The 18,467-nt window shown below is 61.5% G+C and carries 18 protein-coding genes; 1 reads left to right on the top strand and 17 read right to left on the bottom strand.

Annotated elements, in window-relative coordinates:
• Positions 1–75: 75 nt before the first annotated feature.
• From AACY31_RS28895 to AACY31_RS10835, 17 genes are all read right to left on the bottom strand, one after another.
• Complete coding sequence (locus AACY31_RS28895; RefSeq protein ID WP_445261533.1) at positions 76–324, bottom strand: phosphopantetheine-binding protein; 249 nt, start codon at positions 322–324, stop codon at positions 76–78.
• Between the two features lie 108 nt (positions 325–432).
• The gene (locus tag AACY31_RS10910; RefSeq protein WP_339504438.1) at positions 433–1,539 is read right to left on the bottom strand and encodes an IpaD/SipD/SspD family type III secretion system needle tip protein; all 1,107 of its coding nucleotides are present in this window, start codon (positions 1,537–1,539) and stop codon (positions 433–435) included.
• A 13-nt stretch (positions 1,540–1,552) separates the two neighbouring features.
• Positions 1,553–2,650: a cell invasion protein gene (locus AACY31_RS10905; RefSeq protein WP_339504436.1), complete on the bottom strand. Its 1,098-nt coding sequence runs from the start codon at positions 2,648–2,650 to the stop codon at positions 1,553–1,555.
• 24 nt (positions 2,651–2,674) lie between these two features.
• Positions 2,675–4,444, bottom strand: coding sequence for a type III secretion system translocon subunit SctE (gene sctE / locus AACY31_RS10900; RefSeq protein ID WP_339504434.1), 1,770 nt, complete (start codon positions 4,442–4,444; stop codon positions 2,675–2,677).
• Between the two features lie 2 nt (positions 4,445–4,446).
• Positions 4,447–4,929 carry a type III secretion system translocator chaperone SicA gene (sicA, locus tag AACY31_RS10895; protein WP_339504432.1) on the bottom strand — a complete coding sequence of 161 codons (483 nt, stop codon included), beginning with the start codon at positions 4,927–4,929 and terminating at the stop codon, positions 4,447–4,449.
• 265 nt (positions 4,930–5,194) lie between these two features.
• Positions 5,195–6,229: an EscU/YscU/HrcU family type III secretion system export apparatus switch protein gene (locus tag AACY31_RS10890; protein WP_339504430.1), complete on the bottom strand. Its 1,035-nt coding sequence runs from the start codon at positions 6,227–6,229 to the stop codon at positions 5,195–5,197.
• Complete coding sequence (gene sctT, locus AACY31_RS10885) at positions 6,204–7,007, bottom strand: type III secretion system export apparatus subunit SctT (protein WP_339504428.1); 804 nt, start codon at positions 7,005–7,007, stop codon at positions 6,204–6,206. The genes AACY31_RS10890 and sctT overlap by 26 nt, the downstream gene beginning before the upstream one ends.
• A 4-nt stretch (positions 7,008–7,011) precedes the next feature.
• Positions 7,012–7,266, bottom strand: a complete 255-nt coding sequence (locus AACY31_RS10880) for an EscS/YscS/HrcS family type III secretion system export apparatus protein (protein WP_014337351.1) — start codon at positions 7,264–7,266, stop codon at positions 7,012–7,014.
• Between the two features lie 8 nt (positions 7,267–7,274).
• Positions 7,275–7,934 carry an EscR/YscR/HrcR family type III secretion system export apparatus protein gene (locus AACY31_RS10875; protein ID WP_339476679.1) on the bottom strand — a complete coding sequence of 220 codons (660 nt, stop codon included), beginning with the start codon at positions 7,932–7,934 and terminating at the stop codon, positions 7,275–7,277.
• Positions 7,927–8,850, bottom strand: a complete 924-nt coding sequence (locus AACY31_RS10870) for a FliM/FliN family flagellar motor switch protein (protein ID WP_339504426.1) — start codon at positions 8,848–8,850, stop codon at positions 7,927–7,929. The genes AACY31_RS10875 and AACY31_RS10870 overlap by 8 nt, the downstream gene beginning before the upstream one ends.
• Positions 8,847–9,710, bottom strand: coding sequence for a SpaN/EivJ family type III secretion system needle length determinant (locus AACY31_RS10865; protein ID WP_339476675.1), 864 nt, complete (start codon positions 9,708–9,710; stop codon positions 8,847–8,849). Before AACY31_RS10865 ends, AACY31_RS10870 begins: the two co-directional genes overlap by 4 nt.
• Entirely contained in the window at positions 9,707–10,162 is a 456-nt protein-coding gene (locus tag AACY31_RS10860) for a type III secretion protein (RefSeq protein WP_339504425.1), read from the bottom strand. Before AACY31_RS10860 ends, AACY31_RS10865 begins: the two co-directional genes overlap by 4 nt.
• Positions 10,146–11,432 carry a type III secretion system ATPase SctN gene (gene sctN, locus AACY31_RS10855; RefSeq protein WP_339504423.1) on the bottom strand — a complete coding sequence of 429 codons (1,287 nt, stop codon included), beginning with the start codon at positions 11,430–11,432 and terminating at the stop codon, positions 10,146–10,148. The genes AACY31_RS10860 and sctN overlap by 17 nt, the downstream gene beginning before the upstream one ends.
• Before the next feature lie 65 nt (positions 11,433–11,497).
• On the bottom strand, positions 11,498–13,549 hold the full coding sequence (locus tag AACY31_RS10850) for an EscV/YscV/HrcV family type III secretion system export apparatus protein (protein WP_339504421.1): 2,052 nt from the start codon (positions 13,547–13,549) through the stop codon (positions 11,498–11,500).
• A gap of 23 nt (positions 13,550–13,572) precedes the next feature.
• A complete protein-coding gene (sctW, locus tag AACY31_RS10845) occupies positions 13,573–14,679 on the bottom strand; it encodes a type III secretion system gatekeeper subunit SctW (protein WP_339504420.1) in 1,107 nt (368 codons plus the stop codon).
• Positions 14,676–16,325: a type III secretion system outer membrane ring subunit SctC gene (sctC, locus tag AACY31_RS10840; protein ID WP_339504419.1), complete on the bottom strand. Its 1,650-nt coding sequence runs from the start codon at positions 16,323–16,325 to the stop codon at positions 14,676–14,678. The genes sctW and sctC overlap by 4 nt, the downstream gene beginning before the upstream one ends.
• Positions 16,326–16,329: 4 nt before the next feature.
• Positions 16,330–17,067 (bottom strand): helix-turn-helix domain-containing protein, encoded by a 738-nt coding sequence (locus tag AACY31_RS10835; protein WP_339504418.1) that lies wholly within the window; start codon positions 17,065–17,067, stop codon positions 16,330–16,332.
• Between the two features lie 179 nt (positions 17,068–17,246).
• Between AACY31_RS10835 and AACY31_RS10830 the strand changes: the two genes are divergently transcribed.
• The gene (locus AACY31_RS10830) at positions 17,247–18,458 is read left to right on the top strand and encodes a CmpA/NrtA family ABC transporter substrate-binding protein (RefSeq protein ID WP_339476655.1); all 1,212 of its coding nucleotides are present in this window, start codon (positions 17,247–17,249) and stop codon (positions 18,456–18,458) included.
• Positions 18,459–18,467 lie beyond the last annotated feature (9 nt).

Raw genomic sequence — 18,467 nt, 5'->3', positions numbered from 1 at the left:
GCATCATCACCCGAAAAGTGAAACTCAGTTAATTTGTTCGCACCCCCATACAAAACAACCAACCAAACCACTTAGTCACCTTTTACCAGTCCTTTTAACCGAGCAAAAGACATCCTTCACCGTCACCCACGCCTGAATATCAGACTCCGCTAACTCCATACAAAAGTCGTTATTCAACAATAAAACAATTTCAACCAACCCCATCGAATCAATGTATAAATCCTCTACCAATCGAGAGCCCTCCTCGACACTCACAGAGTCACACTCTAGAAAATCAGATAAAATTCTTATTACCGTCCGTTCGATTTCACATTCAGTAACCACCGTGCCCCTCACTTAACCCACTGCAACAACCAGGCAAACACTTCAAGCAAAGCGATCAATGTTATAACCCAAACAAAAAACATTCAGTCACGCCAATAGACCTACCGCTCAAAAATTCAACATCGCCCTCAACATATCCGCAAACTGATTCAAATGCGCCGACAACGTCTTATTAAAATTGTCGTGATAAGCATTGGCATTCGAATACTTTTGTGTGAGGGACTGCAATCTATTTTTCAGAAGCTCTTCCTGGGCGTTGAAGCCGGTTTGCCAGGCGTTGAATTTGGCGGTATCCCAGGTCACCGTGCCGCCGCCCGACGGCAGACTACTTTTCATCGTTGTCAGTGGCCCGGTGTCGATGACGACACACCAAGGACCGTTCGGGGCGGGGTTCTGCTTGAGGCAACTCGCAGGTAGGCCCAGTGCCTTGAGCCAGTTTTCCGCCTCTTCCTTAGTGGCACCTGTTTCAGGTGGTTTTGGAAAGAGGATGGCAGCGGAGTTGGGTAGGGAATATTTTGCGATCAGTCTATCCAATGCATTGCGCAACGCGCCCACATTCAACGTGACCTCCTTGCCGTCGTTCGCCCCTTCGATCCAGTCCTTCATCATCGCGGTGATTTCGCTGTTGAAGTCGGAAAAGAAGTCCGAATAAGCCGCAATGATGTGCTCGTAGCCGGCGAGGTAACCGTTCTTGATCAGGTCGATCAGTTCGAGCAGTTTTTCAAAGAAGTCATTCGATGAGTTGATCGTCGCATCCAAAGCCTCCGCGATCTCACGGGGCTTCTTCTCTTCCAGATGTTCCTGGAGGGCGCGAAGGATTTTGCTTTGTTCGTCATTGAGCTGCTGGCGCTGGCTTTCATCCAAGAGCCCTGTTTTCTGGCTGTGGGTTATCACCGCACCGCACTGGCGCACCTGCATGGCCCACATTTGCGCTCGGTCATGTTTGGAGTGGATCTGCTCGACAAACTCCGCAACGAGGTGTTGTGCTGTGGTCTCGGCGGCCGTGCCTTCCAGAGGCTTGGCAATGATCGACGGGGACCTGAGCAAATGGCCCAGGCTGCGATTCATTGCGTTCATGGACCGATCGAGTAGATTCGTCAGGGAACTGACCGTTTGAATCTCAGCGGGTACGTCCACAGGCGACGCGGTATCCGTGATGGCCTCTACGTTCGGCAGCAATACGATAGGCGAACGAATCGATTGGGTAATTTCCATAGACCTCTCTCCTTTACGCCGTCATGGCACGGATAACATCACTGCGCGATTGAAACAGCTGCATCACCATTTCCATCAGCTTCTGCAACAACGCCGCCTCGGCCGCGTCTTTCTGGCCGACCTCATCACTCAGGCTCTTCTGGCTGTTCTGCGCGCTTTGCATCAGCACTTCTTTTTCACGGGCGGCGTGCTCGGTCATGCGCACGATGTTCGCCACCACCTGGCTCATGCTCATCGACATGGCATTGAGCGCGCGGCCGATTTCCAGTTTCTTTTCGATACCCTTGCTGCCCATCTGGCTCAGCCAGTCGGACGTTTGACCGACCTTCTGGGCCTTGAGGATTTCCCCATCGAACCAGGCCTGTTCCTGGTTCGTCAGTGTCGAGCCCTTGGGTTTGAAGTCGACGGTGGTCGGGCGGGCAAAATCATCGAGGGTCTTGATCTTGTAAGTGGTGTCCGGGCTCCACTCATTGCGATTGCGCTCCAGCTTGAGGTCGCGTTCGAGGCTACCCGCGTCCATGGCGTTGCGTTTATGCAGGTCAATGTCCGCATGCTTCAACGCCTGGCCCTGGAAGGTCTTGACCATGGCGAACCCGGCGATGGCGCCGGACACCACCGCGGCGGTAATGGCGCTGTTCAGCGCCGCCTTGCCGGACTCGACAATGGCCGCGCCTTGGGACTTCGCCGCGTCGGCGGCCATGACGCTGAAGTGGCCGCGCAGTTGCGCATTGGCGACTCGTGCGATGTTCAAGGCGATGATCGCGGCCACCAGCACGTTGGCGTGTTTCTCCCAGGCGCCCGGGTCGAAAACCAGATCGTTGCGCACATCATCGCCGACCATGGACTTGGCTTCAGAGAAGTCCTCCCGATCCGCTTCGGTGGGCTGATAGGCATTGATCCGGCTTTCCAGCTCCGCAGCAGAAGGGGCCGCGAAGGGGCCGTTCTGGAGTATCTGCTTTGCAGCGATCTGGTCGAGGATCGACGCCCCCTCAAGAGACTTGCGCTTTGAAAATTGCTCTTGGGCAATCAACTCGCCCAGCCCGGCGTCATTGATCCGGTCATGGTCAATGACAGGGGATGCGATTGTGGTTGGAACGTGAATAGTGGTCATCGTGGATACCTGTTGTCCGTGATTTCAAACATGCCGAACCATTTGCAGGCTGACGGAATGGCTGCGTTGCATATCGGCAAACACATGCTCGATTTGCCGGGTTCGCTCCTGCATCGCCTGCCCATAGTTCTCGACCACCTGGGTCAGGTAGGCGCTGATTTCCTCGCTGATGGCCATGCGTACCCGCACATCGGCCAGGTGCACGGCCGCCTGGGCTTGGTGCTGGCCGCTTTTGATTTGCAGCCCGCCCTGCACCGCCACGTTGCCAAACTCGGTGACGGCCTGGGCGATCTCCAGGTTGGCGGCGTAACGCGCCAGCAATACCGGATCAGCACCATTGGTGATGAACCCGCGCAACTGGGTGAGCATCTGGGTCAAGGTGTTGCCGACCGAGGTCGCCACCTGCTTCATCGCTTGCATCGCGGCGGGCGCGGCCTGGGCGACTACCGACGCCAGTTTCGAGGCGACGGCACTGACCATCGGCCCGATGACCTGCACCCCGACCACGGCTACCAGCGCAACAGCGGCCAGCGTCGAAGCGATGCCTTGGATCATCCCCGCGATCTGCGCGATTTCCTTGGCCTTGTCCTCATCCACGCCCAGGCCGATGAGCAACTTGGTGTAGAGCTCGGTGAACAGCTTGATGGCTTCTTGCATGACGATGGTCAGCGGCTTCATGGCTTCGGCCATGAACGACACGCCGGTCTTGTCCTGGATCACCGAGTCGGCAATCATCACCGCCGCGCCGACCACGCCCACGGCGATGAGCACCGGATTGGCGGTCAGGACCCCGGCGGCGATGGTCGCGACCGTCAGGATCGCCCCGACGATCTTGCCGATGCAGCCCATGGTTTTTTGCAGGGCCTCGGCCTTGCGCACTTCCTCCAGGTATTTTTCCGACTCACGCTCCATGTGTGCCTGGAGCCTGGCCTGCAACTCCTGGAACAGCTCCTGGTTGAGCTCTTCCTTGTTCTGCGCCGACTCGCCAAGCAGTTCGATGATTTTCAAGCGGTTCAACAACGCCAGCGCACTGCTGCTGAGGGCCTTCTCATCGGTTGGCTTGGGGGTCGAGCTGTTCACGCTGGATGAGACCACTTTCGCGAATACCGTGCCCACAGCCTTGGCGCAGGCGGTGGCGACCTCGATCAGCTTCAGATGCGCATCGGTCGCCACATTGAAGGCTTGGGTATGGTTCGCCACTTCGCCTTTTAGCTGGTCGCGACGGGCCAGCTCCTGTGCATATTCAGGCGATTGAGGGTCCAGTTGCGCCAGCCGCGCCTCGCTTTCATCCAGCAGTCCCTGGAAGTGCAAGACCCGATCGCGCAGTTGTTCGAGGTGTTCCTGGCTGCTGCCGACATTGCCCTCGGCCGCCGTCATGGCCTCGACGGCAGCGGTGTATTCAGCCGAGAGGTTTTCATGGGCCTGTTGCTTGGCGCCAGCCATGCTCTGCAGCATCGCCAGGCGATTTTTCAGTTTCTTGACGTCGACCTCGCCGATCAGCTCGCTGATCATCGCCATCAATAACGTGAACAGATCGCCGCTGGTTTCCTGTTTATTGCCATCGGCCCGCGGTGCTGGCGGGTGCAATGCGGGCCGGCCGGTACTGGCGGTGGACGGGCCGTCGTGACCTTCGTATTTCACCGACATCAGGTCCGCCAGCGCTTTCTGGCCGGCCTCCTGAAAATCCGCGGTCCTGGCGGCCTTGCTGGCCGCCGCGCCGTATTTTTCAAAGGCCTCGCTGCGGCTCATCGCGCCGTGAAGCGCCGGGTTGAAAGCAGTCCTTATTTCACTCATGTTCACTCCTCCGAACAGTGCTGTTCCATGTGGGCCAAGGTGTCGAGATACACCTTGGCTTGCTCGCGCAGATCGTCTTCCGTGGCTTGCTCGAGCACGTACTCGAAACACAACCGGGCCTTGCCGACCTTGCCCAGGGCCAAGTGACATTGGCCGGTGTACAACATCGGTCGGTAGTCGTTCTTGCCTTGGGCGAAAGCGATGGCATACAGGTCGATTGCTTTCTGGTGGTTTTGCTTGAGCTGGTGCACCGCAGCCAGTCCCATCCAGTAATGGCTGTTGTAGAAGTCGTAGATGCACAGAAAGTGAAAGAACTTCTCGGCATCGTCCAGCCGCCCTTGCTCGTAGAACTGGAAGGCGAAGGCATAGAGACTGCCCATGTGCTCGTCACTGAGGCCTTGCACGTCTTTCAACGCGGCACCACCAAGCACTGCATCGACGACGTCCAGGGCCACCTGCTCGTCTTGTTTGTTATCGCGACTCATCAGCCACACTCCTGAAAAAACGTCAGCGTCGCTGACCGGTGCATTGGGCCAAAATGCCGGCGAGGCCGCTGCCAAATTGCGCTCATGCCACTAAAAACCCAGGCCGACGAGACCGCTCTTGTAGCGAGGGGATTTATCTGTGGGAGCAAGGCTTGCCCGCGATAAAGTCGATGCGGTCTGCGCAAGTACGAGGCGGCTGCATCGCGGGCAAGCCTTGCTCCCACAGGTTCCCATCACAAAGGGCTGTGCCTGGCTTTGCTTGACTTCACGCCTGTTCAACCTGCTCAAGCCAGATCAGCAACCGCAGTACCTCCTCGATTTCCTGCACCTGGAGAAAGCTGTAGCGCTGGTGGGTCTTGAAGATGCGGCGGGCCAAGGCGATGTCGTTGATCACCGGCACCCCCACTTCCTTGGCGTACGCCCGAACCGCCAGGGCGCGCTGGTTGGTTTCCATCAGGGAGATAAACGGCAGCAACGTGATCTCCGGGCGGAAATACACGCCGATGGCAATGTGGGTGGGGTTGGCGATGATCATGCGCGAGCTGCGCACATCGGATTTGACCTGCTCCGACAACAGCTCCATGTGCAAGTCGCGGCGGCGCCCCTTGATCTGTGGGTTACCGTCCTGCTCCTTGTGTTCGCGCTTGACCGAATCCTTGTCCATCATCTGGTCTTTCATGAACAACCAGTATTCGCTGAGGGCATCGAGCACAACGATCAGCAGGACGCAAGCCAGGAACGCCAGCACCAGCACCAGCAACAAATGCCCCCAGATCGCGAACAGCCCCGGCGCCTGGGCGAACAATTGGGCGAACAGCAATTGGCGCTGGGTGATCCAGACGATCCACAGCGCCATGGCGAAACTGCCCAGGTACAACAACGCCTTGAAGGTGTCCTTGACCGTGCGCAGGCTGAACAGTTTTTTGAACCCGTTGATCGGGTTCAACGCCCCTAGGTTCAACTTCAACGCTTCACTGGCCAAGGCAAACCCGCTTTGCAGCAACGCCGGCAAGGCACTGGTCAGCACGCACACCAGCAACAACGGCAGCAGCGCCTTGAGGCCGACCAACACCAGCATCGTCGAGTAGGCTTGAAGCTCAGTGTCAAAGTCGCTGGCGATGATGCGCCGGTAGACCTCCATGATCTCGATCAACGAGCTGTTGAAGACCATGTAGGTGATACCGCACAGGGTCAGGCAGGTGACGACCAGGTCCTTGGCCTTGAACGTCTGCCCTTTGCGCGCGGCATCCCTGAGGCGCTTGGCGGTGGGCTTTTCAGTCTTCGAGGCGCTGGATGACATCTCCGCCCTCCCCGCCATCCAGATACCGCGCCAAGCCGTCGGACAGCACGCCCATGCGCAGCACTTCGTCCGGCAGATGCACGCCGAAATACAGCATCAAGACCACCAGCGCCACCAGGCTCTTGACCGTCAGCGACACCGAGAAAGCATTCATCTGCGGCGCATACCGCGAGAGCAACCCAAGCAGCGCCTCGCTGACCAGCAAGGTCGCCACCACCGGCGCACTGATGACCAGGGTCTTGCTCACCAGTGCATCGAGCAATGAATAGAGTGCAGGCAGGTGCAGCTCACAACTGCTCGCTGGCGCGCAAAGGCGATAACTGTGGCCGACGGTTTCGAGCATCAACAACAGGCCGCCACCTTCGAGATAAACCGCCGCGGCAAACAACTGGAGAAAATTCGCCAACTCCGAGGTGTCGACACCGTTGGCCGGGTCCACCGTGCTGCTGAGCATGGCCCCGCGCTGGTTGTCGATCAGGTTGCCCATGGCATGCAGCACCCAGAACGGCCAGCCCAGCAGCACGCCCAGCAGCACACCAATACCCACCTCTCGCAGCACCAGACCGAGGAACGCCACGCTGTCGAGGGCTGGCGTAGGCACGCCGACGTAGCGCCAGAAGCCCAGCGCCACCAGCACGATCACCGCCTGGCGCGTGACACCGGTCAGCACGCTGCTATTGAGAAACGGCAACATGAAGAAAATCGGCGCCAGACGCGCCACGCCCAACACCGCCGCAGCGAACCAGGCGTACAGCTCGAAGAACAACGTCAACGACATCGGCCTAACTCAACGCCAGGCGAATGACTTCACGACTGAAATCCAGCAAGGTTTCGCCGTACCAGCCCGAGAGCAGGAACAGGCACGCCGCCACCGCCAACAGCTTGAAGCCAAACGGCAGCGTCTGCTCCTGCAACTGCGTCACGGTCTGGATCAACCCGACCACCAGGCCGACCACCGTGGCGACGATGATCGGCCAGGCCACCATCAGCAAAATCAGGTACAAGGTTTTGTTGCCGGCATAGACCAGATCGTTCATCGGTGCACCTACGCCAGCAAGGTCAGGTATTGCTTGACCAGCCCGGTCGACAGCAACGCCCAGCCGTCCAGTGCGACAAACAACACCAGTTTGATCGGCACGGAAATAATCACCGGGCTCATCATCATCATGCCCAGCGCCAGCAGGATGCTGGAGATCACCAGGTCGACGATCACAAAAGGCAGGTACAGATAGAAGCCGATCTTGAAGGCACTCTTGATTTCACTCAGCGCATAGGCCGGCAGCAGCGAAAACAGCGAAGGCTCGACCTCGTCATCGACAGGCAGGCCTGGGTCGGCTTCATCCTGGATTGCCTGTGCCCGCTCGAAAAACTGCGCCAGCTCCGGGTCGGTGTATCTGCGCAGGTAATCCTTGTAGCTGCCCAGACCGTTCTCGGCAAAATCCACCACCGAGGCGATGTCGGTAAAGGCCACCGCCTCGGTCTTGTAGTAGTCATGGCCCTGCTTCATCACCGGCGTCATGACGAAAATCGCCAGCATCAGGGCAATCGCATTGAGCGCCATGTTCGACGGCACCTGCTGCAGGCCCAGCGCGTTGCGCACGATGACGAAGACGATGGAAAACTTGATATAGCAGGTGCCTGCCGCCACCAGGAACGGCAGCAGCGAAGCGAACGCCAGCAGCGCGATCAGCGAGACGTCATTCATCGGCGCTGGCCCGATAGACCTGGAGCAATTCGACACCCAACTGGCCGTCCAACTGCACCAGTTCGCCCAGGGCCACCGGCTTGCCGTTGGCGCGTACCTCGATGTGCCGTGCCGCGTCCTCGGCCAACGGGATCAGTTGTCCCTCGATGATGCGCGACAGCGTCGCCAAGTCGGTTTCATGGGTGGCGAGCAGGAACTCCAGGCGCACCGGGAGCGCTCCCAAGTCGACCTTTGCGTCGGCATCCGGCGGGTTATCCGGATTGGCATCGGTCACGGTCGGCTGCATCTGTAGGCCCTCCTGGGCAAAAGTGAAAGTGCCAAGGCAACGGTTGGCCAGGCAGTACCGTTGAGTGCGCTGGACGATGCGCAATACATCGCCCTTACGCAGGCGTAGCCGGCCGGGCTGACTCACCTGGCTGACGCCGAGGATCAGTTCCAGGCGCAACGGCAACTCGTCCAGCCACGCCCCAACGCCCAAGCGCTCGCTCACAGCGGGCGCCGTGGGCAATTGCAGCAACCACATGCGGCCCCGAGGGGTTTGCAGCCATGGCAACTGGCAGGTGGGCAATCGCGCCGAGACGACGCACTCGATATCGGACAGTGCCCGGTCGTGCAGTTCGTCCAGCTCCAACAGCAGGGGGCGCGGCGCCGCGCGAAACAATCCGAGGACATTCGCCAACGAGGTTTCCAGCTTCAACATGGACTGCAATTGTGGAAACACTCGATACAGCCAGTCATGGGCCGCGATCAGCCCTTGCCAGTCGCCGCCGTCGCCCTGGGCGCGAAAGCGTAAGTAGTCACAGTGCCCGGGTACCCGACCCAAGCCCGCCTCACGACTGGCACGCCGCCAGCGCTGAATCGCCTGGGCCTGGGCATGGGCCAAAGGCTCGACCCGGCGTAGCTGCAACGCGCTCATGCCGGCCGCTCAGTCTGTTCGTCCGGTTCCTCATCCGGCGCCTGATGCGAATCCTGGCGCGGCTGCTCGCCGCCACTGTCGGACAACTGCCAGGCCGGTTCCCGGGCGAGCTCGAAAGGCGCCTTGAGTTGTTCGAACACCAAGGCATTGCTGGGGTTGAGCGTCAGGCTCCGGGTGAATTCTTCGGCCCCCCGCGTAATCGTGATCTGCCCACTGGCCGCGCCTTTATTGAACGGTACTTGCAGCACGCCCCGGCCCGTGTCCGGCAGCGTCTCGACCGTGACCTCAAGCACAGGCGGCAGTACCGGTGAAGGGAGGGCCGCTGGCGCAACGGCCGGCATCTGGCGCGCGCCTTGAACGCTCAACGGCGCCTGGGGCAGCGGTTGTTCATCTAGACGGGGGGCGGTGAAAGGCTCCACCTCCGGCGGCTCGACTGGCGTCGGCCCCATGGTTTTATCGATGCCCGAAACCACAGGTTCCAGGCGTTGCGGCAACGAGTGCTGTGCCAATTTTCCGAGCTGCGGGTGAAGCGGTGGAAAAGCCACGGTTTCACGGGCCGCCAAGCGTTTTCCATCGGACTCAACCGCCAGCGTCTCCTGGACAACCGACCGTGCCTCATCGCCCTCAACCGCCAGCACGCCCTGACCGACACTCAGCGCCTGCCGGGCCAGCGCCCGGGCGGCTTCGCTCATGGGTCGCTGAGGAGGCAGGATCAGCGACGCCATCAGCTGCAATACGCCTTGCGGTAGTTCATCCTCTTGCACCGGGACAAGTGGGTCCAGCCATTGATCCAGCGAACCTTCGTCGACGGGTTCCAGTGCCTGGACCGGTCGGGGGGAAACTGCATGGACCGGATTCATCGTCGTACCCCAATCATCTCTTCCAGCTCCCGCTCTTCCCGGCGCACCGCCTCTAACCGTTGCACACGCAACAGCTGCTGGACGGAGCGCTCATACGTGTCGTGTTTACGCCGCAGCCCAAGCAATTGCTCGCGCTGCACCTGCAACTGCTGCTCGACCTGCCGACGTTGCTGATCCACCCGGTCACGCTCGACTCGCAGCAGATCGATGCGCCGACGGATAACCGCCTGGGTTCGCAACAGCGCCAACAACTGGCCGTGATCCAGCACACAGTCATTCGCCCGATGGCTGATCAACAAACGTTGCAACGCAGTCTCTTGCTCCTCGAAGCCAGACTGTTCCTGGAGCAGCGGCTCCAATTGGCGCTGGACACGCAACACCGCCTGTTCGCCGCGTTGCCGACGAAACTGACTGAAGGCCAGCAGACGCCGTCGCTCAAGCAATGATTTCATGCAGGCTCCGTAAAGTTTCATCCGCTTCGCTACGTTGATCCGTTGGCTGGCGCAACCATTGGTCGAGGGCATCGCGACGTTGCAGCGCGCGGTCATTGGCGGCGTCCGCGCCTGGGCTGTATTCGCCCATGTCGAGAAACACCTGCAATTGTTCAATCCGCGCCAGGGTGTCGCGGGTCGCAGCCGCCAGTTGCCGAACCTCGGGCGAAGTGACCTGCGTCGCCACCCGGCTGACGCTGCGCAAGACATCGATGGCCGGGTAATGCCCCTTGGCGGCCAGGGCCCGGCTGAGGTAGACGTGGCCGTCGAGAATGGAGCGAATCTCCTCGGCGATCGGGTCCGGCTCGTCGTCACTTTCCAGCAGCACGGTGTACCAGGCCGTGATGCTCCCTGACGCCGTCACGCCGGGACGCTCCAGCAAGCGCGGCAAAGCGTCGAATACCGAGGCCGGATAACCGCGCCGCGCCGGCGCTTCACCGGCCGCCAAGGCCAGGTCGCGGCGAGCGCGGGCGTAGCGCGTCAACGAGTCCAGCAACAACACTACGCGCCGGCCCTGGTCGCGAAAGTACTCGGCGATGGTGGTGGCCTGCAGCGCCGAGTTGCAACGATCCACCGAGGAAAAATCCGACGTGGCGTACACCACCACGCAACGGTTGCACTTGGCTGATTGGCGCAAATGCTCGATGAACTCGGTCACTTCGCGCCCGCGCTCGCCAATCAGCCCGATGACAAAAACCTCCGCGTCCGTGTGTTCGATCAGCATGTTGATCAAGGTGGTTTTACCGGAGCCGGCGGCGGCAAAAATGCCGATGCGCTGGCCGACACCGCAGGTCAGTAAACCGTCGATGACACGAATGCCGGTGCGCAACGGCTCCACCACCGGCCGCCGCTGCTGGTACGACGGCGGGTCGGCATCCACCGCGCAGTCGCGCTGGGCGACCGCCGTCGACGGCGCCAGGCGCTCGACGATCACGCCCTGGGGATCGACCACACTGCCGAGCAAGGCGTCGCTGCAGGTCAGTTGCAGGGTCGAGCCGGTGGGCACGATCATCGACTCCCGGGACAAGCCTTTCGCCTCGCCCAGCAAACTGAGCAGCACCGCGCCGGGCTTGAAGCCGATGACCTGCGCCCGGGCGGCGACCTGGGGCGAACGCCAATGCCGGCGCACCTCACAGATTTCGCCCACCACCACCTCGCTCAGTGCGGCTTCGATCAATGGGCCGCTCAAACGCAGGGGATGAGCCGCCAGTCTTTCCAGACGCAGGCTCATCGACGTAGGCTTCGCAGCAGCGTTTCGGTGGCCAGTACCAAGGTGTCCAACATGGGCAGATCTCCTCAAAGCGTCTTGATGACATTGACCGAGACCGTCTCGGAAACCTCGCCGAACGACATCACGTCCAGCTCCCGAAAACGCCCCTCGATCAATTTCTTGATGTAGCGCCGCACATCGACCGAACACAGCAGCACCATGTCCTTGTGGGCGATGTGCACGCTGTCCAGGCCGACACTGAGGCGGTCCATCAGTTCTTCCGATTCGGCCGGTTCCAGGTTGAGGAAACTGCCGCCCGAGGTTTGCCGGATGCCCCGGCGCACCACGTCTTCGAACTCCGCCGACAACAGCAGCACGCGCAGGTCGTTGCCCTGGGCAAACTTGTTGCTGATGTAGCGGGACATGGCGCCACGAACGTGCTCGACCAGCGCCAGCACATCTTTTTCCCGGGAGGCCCAATGGGCGAGAGTCTCGAGGATGAGTTTCATGTTGCGCACGGAGATGCGTTCGCCGATCAAGCGTTGCAGCACTTCAGCGATCTTTTGCACCGTGACGTGGCGATAGACTTCCTTGAGCAAGTCCGGATAACGCGCTTCCATTTCGTCGAGCAGTTGCTTGGTTTCCTGCACGCCGAAAAACTCCTGGATGTTGCGCGCCAGCAGCGTGACCAGGCAGCGATAGCACTCTTCGTCGGCAGGTCGCAGGTGATAGCCCAACTGCTGCACGCGCTCGCGGTCGGCGGCGGTGACCCAGACGCCGCCCAAGCGATTGCTGTCGTTGCCGCGCACCAGGGCGAAACCCAGCGACTCCAACTCGGGGGAGTAATCCAGCAGGCGCCAGTGATCGAAATGAATATCGAACTGCTCGGCGCGCACTTCATTGATCAGCACCGCCACTTGATGGACCGGCAGCGCATCGCTGGCCCGCAACCGCGGTTCGGGAATGCGCAGCCCGTAATCGACGAAGAACTGGCTACGAAAGCGCGCCGCCCAACGCTCCTTCTCCAACGCTTGCAGGCGCGCTGGGGGCACCAGCAGCATCAGGGCGATGGTTTCGGTGGCAACGTTGTCGACGTCATCGAGCAATCCCGACTCACCCTGCCCCGCGCCTGGCTCGGCAGGTTCGCTGCGGCTTTCGCCCGGGCCGGCCTGGCGCGAGGCGCGGCGATGGCGCACAAACACCACCAACCCCAGCACACTGGCAATCGAGAGGAAGGTCAGCAGCGGAAAACCGGGCAACAGGCCCACGCCCACCGCCAGCAACGCGGTGACACCGAGCACGAACGGGTTGCCCAGCATCTGGGCAAGCATGTTGCGCCCCAGGTTGCTGTCATCACCGTTGACCCGGGTGACAATGAAGCCGGCGCCGATGGCGATCAGCAGCGCGGGGATCTGCGCGACCAGGCCATCGCCGATGGTCAACAGCGTGTAGGTGGACAAGGCCGTGGACATGTCCATGCCCAATTGCCCCATGCCGATGGCCATGCCGCCGATGAAGTTGACGAAGATAATGATGATGCCGGCGATGGCATCGCCCTTGATGAATTTCATCGCCCCGTCGAAAGAACCGTACAACTGGCTTTCACGCTCCAGCACGCTGCGTTTTTCCCGCGCCTGGGCCGCATCGATGGCACCGGCCTTGAGGTCGCCGTCGATACTCATCTGCTTGCCGGGCATGCCGTCCAGGGAAAAGCGCGCCGCCACTTCGGCGACCCGTTCCGAGCCTTTGGTGATCACGATGAACTGGACAATGGTGACGATGGAAAAAATGACGAAACCCACCACCAGGCTTTCGCCGATCACGAAGTCACCGAACGATGCGATGATCTCGCCGGCATCAGCCTGGCTGAGAATCAGCCGGCTGGTGCTGATCGACAGCGCCAGGCGGAACAAGGTCGTCAACAGCAGCAGCGCCGGGAACGTCGAGTAGCTGAGGATACGTTCGATGTAGAACGAGCCCATGAACACCAGCAACGAGATGACGATGTTCAAGCCGATGAGAAAATCCACCAGCACCGTCGGCAGGGGAATGATCAGCATGGCGATGATCATCACCATCAAGGTGAGGATCAGCAGCTCCGGGCGCGCGCTGACATTGCGCAGGAACACGTTGAGCATTCAGGCCTGGCTCCGGGACAAGATCATGGGCGGCCACCGGGCAGTCGCTGCTCGATGAGTTCGTGGGCATAGGCGACGTCGGCCAGGCGGGTGAACTGGATGGCCAGGCGTTGTGGCGCCTCTTCATCGGCAAACAGCGGCGTCGGCAATTGCAGGCTGAGCCGACGCACGGCCTGTAACACTGTCGAACGCTCCCGGTGGGCACTGAGCAACACACCTTCTCCCAACGCCCCAAGCAACAACTGGTCGAGGTCATCGGGATAGGTCAACACGCCGAACAGGAACACCAGCCAATCGGCCTCATGGGGGTTGTGCCGACAGAGCAGTGCATCGCCGAGCACGGCGCCGATAAACAGCGCATCGGCCGAGCGCAGGCGCTTGAGGTCGGTGACCCGGCTCAACAATTGGCCGAACTCGACGCGCGAGCAACTGGGGTCCTGGGCGCCGATATCGGTGAGCAGCGCCGCTTCGATAAAGGCCAGCACATTCGTGCGCTGTGCCGGACCGTACAGGGCAATCCAGTCCTGGTAGCAACTGAGCGAGCCTTCGTCGGACTCGAGGAAATCCCGGTAGGTCTCGCGCAGCAGACCGGCCCGCACCGCCATGCTCCTGCCGAACAACCTGGCCTTGAGCGCCGCGTTGATCCCGGCGTTCATGCGCTTGGGCGAGCCTTGGGCAACCACCGTCTGCAAGAGTGTTTCCAGGCGCTGGCGGGTGCGGCTTTCCAGGTTGCGGCGGCGCAACAACGCCCGCAGCACCAACGCCAGGTCGCTGTCATCGGGGAACAGGCTGCGCGCCATTTGCAGCAACCAGGCCACGGGCTTGTCCGCCAGCCGCGCCAAGCTCAGCACCTGTCGTGCCTTGGGCACGGTGTCGTCCTCGAGCACGCGCTCGAAGGTGTCGGTCAGTGTCTCGGACTTGAGCTCGAACAAGCGTCGGCCACGGAACTGCGTCAGCGCCGCCGACAGCTCGTCGCTGATCTGCACGATGCGCTGCGCCACCGCCGCCGTTGCGCTGTCGTCCAGCGCCGCCTCGGCGTCGACTTGCGGTTGCGGATGCTCGGCGGCCTTCTCGGCATTCAACCGCGCCTGGGCGGCCCGGCCACCGCTGGAAACCGGTGGCAGGATCATTGCTCTGACATCCGGAAATACATTCGACGTACACGCTCGTGCTGCTCGGGGCTCAGCAACGGCATACCCGACTCCACGGGTTCAAGAGCGTCGCGGATCTCCTTGGGCTGGATCAAGAACACCCGCACTGTGTTCGCCGAGCGGCTCTGGCGATAGCTGAACAAGCGGCCTATCCACGGAATCGATCCCAACACCGGCACGCGTCCGATCTGCTCACCATGGTCATCACGGGTGAAGCCGCCCACCAGCAGGCTCTTGCCCTGGGGCACCCGCGCCACGGTACTGATGCGGGTACGACCGACCGTCGGCAACGCACTCTGTTGCTCACCCCGGCCGGGGTTCTCGACTTCGTTGCCGTCCTCGATGTTGAGCGACATCTCGATCTCGTCCGCCTGGGCGAAACGCGGCAGTACGCTGACCAGCGTGCCGTAGGTGATGTGCTGCAGGTCAACGCTGCGCTCCCCCACCAGCGGGGCGTAGAACGTGCGGTTGTTGTCGAAGATCGCCGGCACGTTCTCTTGCGTCAGGATCACCGGTCGCGAGACCACGTTCGCCCGGTGGGTGCGCTCCAGCGCCATGACCTGGGTCACGAACGAGGCGCCGTCGAGGGTGGTGGCCGAACCGGCGTTGAGCGAGGCGCTGAATTGCCCGCCCGATTTCACCGCACCCTGCCAGTTGATACCCAACTGATTGAGTTCGTCCTTGTGCAGGTCGATGATCCACAGCGACAACTCGACATGGCGTTTCGGCGTGTCCAGGGCATTGACCAGGTTCTCGATAAAGCGCACCTGCTCGGGCAGCCCCTTGACCAGCAGGCTGTTGGTGTCCGGGTAGGCCACCACACGAATGTTGCCGGCGGCCACCTCGCGCGCAATGATTCGCGGTGCCGTCGGGTCCTGGTCCGAAGAGCTGTTCGCCAGGCCTTCGAGGGGAAACACCGGCATCGCGCCTCGTGGCTGCTGGGTGGAAGGTTGGGCCACCGTTGGCTCGACCTGCTGCTTCTCGCCGCGCAACAGCGCTTCGATCACGGTGGCCAGCCCGGGGATGGTCACCTTGTCGTCACGCAGCTCATATTTACGGTCGCTGACGAAGGTGTTGCGCACATGGATGACGCCAATCTGCTGCTTGCCCAGCAACAGTTCCGAGCGCTGGTTGTCCATCAACCCGGCCGCTTGCACCACCAGGTCGACATACATCGGCGGGCCCGACACATGGAAGGTCCGCAAACCGTCGTGGCGCAGCGGATAACGCGCATCGTGCAAGCCCGAACGCCCCAGGAACGCCTGGAGCTTGGCGACGGTCAGGGTCTGCAGCGACATCATCGCGCTCTTGATTTCCGAGGCGTCATACAAATAGATCGCCTGGCCATCGCTGTACCAGATCAACCCCATCTGTGCGCTGACTCGCTCGAACGTCCGTTGCGGCGTGCGCAGGTCGAACGTACCGCCAATGCGCTTGGCCGCCGCGGCCTTGCTGACGATCACCGGCTTGCCCAATGACCCGGACAGTTCGCTGAAAAAGGTCCGCGCGCTCTGTTCCCGGGCCTCGAAGGTGTAGACATCGGCCGCGACGACAACGGGTGCGAACAGCCACCCGCTGCTCAAGCAGAGGCAAAACAGGACCGGGGATAACAAACGAGGGGGCATCGGTTCACTTGCCTGGCAGGTAGGTGATATCGGCCAGACTGCTGGGTGCGAAACCCACCAGCTCGCGGATTTCCTTGGAGAAGTGGGACGAGGAGGCGAAGCCGAACTCCAGCGCGACATCGGTCAGCGAGCCGCCCTGAAGGCTCATGTTCAACAGCGCCTGGGCCGTGCGCCAGCCGCGCAAGGCCGGTTTGGCGGCAGAGCCCAGGGCTTGGCGACAGAGCCTGCGAAAGTGCGAAACCGATACGCCGTAGCGTTGCGCCAGCGTGTTCAGTTTTTCGCTGTGGGTGCCTTGCTCCAGAAGGAAACGCACGAGCCCGTAGCTCTCGTGATGACGCAGCAGGTGGGCGACCGCGTGATAGGCCGGCGTGCCGCTCATCGCTTGGCCGATGTACCAGCGTTCGAGCCGTTGCGGCGAGCGGACGGTTTCCCCCGCCACCGGCAACAGGGCCCATGGCTCCGCGTGCAGCCGTTGCCCGGCATCCACCAGGGCATCGCTCATGTCCAGGAACGCCTGCAGCTTGACCAGCGTCGCTTCGCAAACCGGCGTGACATGCAACTCGCCGCCACTCAAGCGCAGCGAATCGCTCTGCACCACCACCCCCTCCCAACCGACGGGCAGGCAGTGGCTGCGGCCCAACCGCCCGGCGCTCAGTTGAACCGGGGCCCGGGCCACGCGCAGGTGCAGCACGCGTTCACCCAGATCGGGCAATGCCGTGGCGCGAATTGTTGTGTCCTGCATACGGTCCCCTTTGCTGCCTGGCGTTGGAAGGACCGACAGGATGAAAGACACGACGCCTGGAATCTTGATGGAAAGGTGATGAGGGCCGGCTGGCATATGCCTTGCACCATTACTGCTCATCGGCGCCGGTGCCAAAGGCCAAATGAGTGCCAGACTGATTAAGTGGAAGGTGAAGCGCGATGAATGAAGTTCCAGCCAACCCCCTGGCCTGGGTCAACGGCAGCGATGCCCCGGAAAAGAGCGCGGTCAATCTCGGGTTCATGGCCTTGAGCGACTGTGCCCCCGTGGTGGTGGCCGCCACCCAGGGCTTCGCCCAGCCCTACGGCCTGACCCTAAACCTCAAGCGCCAAGCCTCCTGGGCCAACCTGCGCGACAAGCTGGTCAGCGGTGAAATCGATGCCGCCCACAGCCTGTATGGGCTGATCTATGCGGTGCACCTGGGCATCGGCGGGGTCGCACCGACCGACATGGCCGTGCTGATGGGGCTGAACCAGAACGGCCAGAGCATCAACCTGTCCCATGGCTTGCAGGCCCAAGGCGTGACCAGTCCTGAAGCACTGGAACGGCACGTGCACCAAACTCGCCCGAAACTGACCTTCGCCCAGACTTTCCCCACCGGCACCCACGCCATGTGGCTCTATTACTGGCTTGCCGCCCAAGGCATCCACCCGTTGTCGGACGTCGACAGCGTGGTGGTGCCGCCGCCGCAGATGATTGCGCACCTGAAAGCCGGGCGCATCGACGGTTTTTGCGTCGGCGAGCCCTGGTGCGCCAGCGCGGTGAAGCAGAACCTCGGTTTTACCCTGGCGGCCACCCAGACCATCTGGCCCGACCACCCGGAAAAAGTCCTGGGCTGCACCCGTGCGTTCGTCGAGCAATACCCCAATACCGCCCGGGCCTTGGTGATGGCGATCCTCGAAGCCAGCCGCTTCATCGAACAAAGCAGCGAAAACCGTCGCAGCACCGCACAACTGTTGACTGCACCCGAATACCTCGACGCCCCGCTGGACTGCATCGAGCCGCGCCTGCTGGGCATCTATGCCGACGGCTTGGGCAACAGTTGGCAGGATCCCCACGCCATGCGCTTTCATGGCAACGGCGAGGTGAACCTGCCGTACCTGTCCGACGGCATGTGGTTCATGACCCAGTTCCGGCGTTGGGGCCTGCTGCGCGAAGACCCGGATTACCGGGTCGTGGCCCGCGAAGTCCAGCAGCTCAAGCTGTACCGTGAAGCCTGCGCGGCGCTGGATATCGCCTCCCCGCGCCAGGACATGCGCAGCAGCCAACTGATCGACGGCACCACCTGGGACGGCTCGGATCCGGCCGGATACGCTCGCAGCTTCAAACTGCACGCCTTGAGCGATGCGGCTCCCCTTCTCGCCAGCCGCTGACAGGAGCCA

Origin of the sequence: Pseudomonas sp. RL_105y_Pfl2_101 (assembly GCF_963970585.1) — a bacterium.
GTDB lineage: Bacteria > Pseudomonadota > Gammaproteobacteria > Pseudomonadales > Pseudomonadaceae > Aquipseudomonas.
Note: the sequence above shows the minus strand (reverse complement) of the source record. Positions and strands in the feature narration are given on the sequence as shown.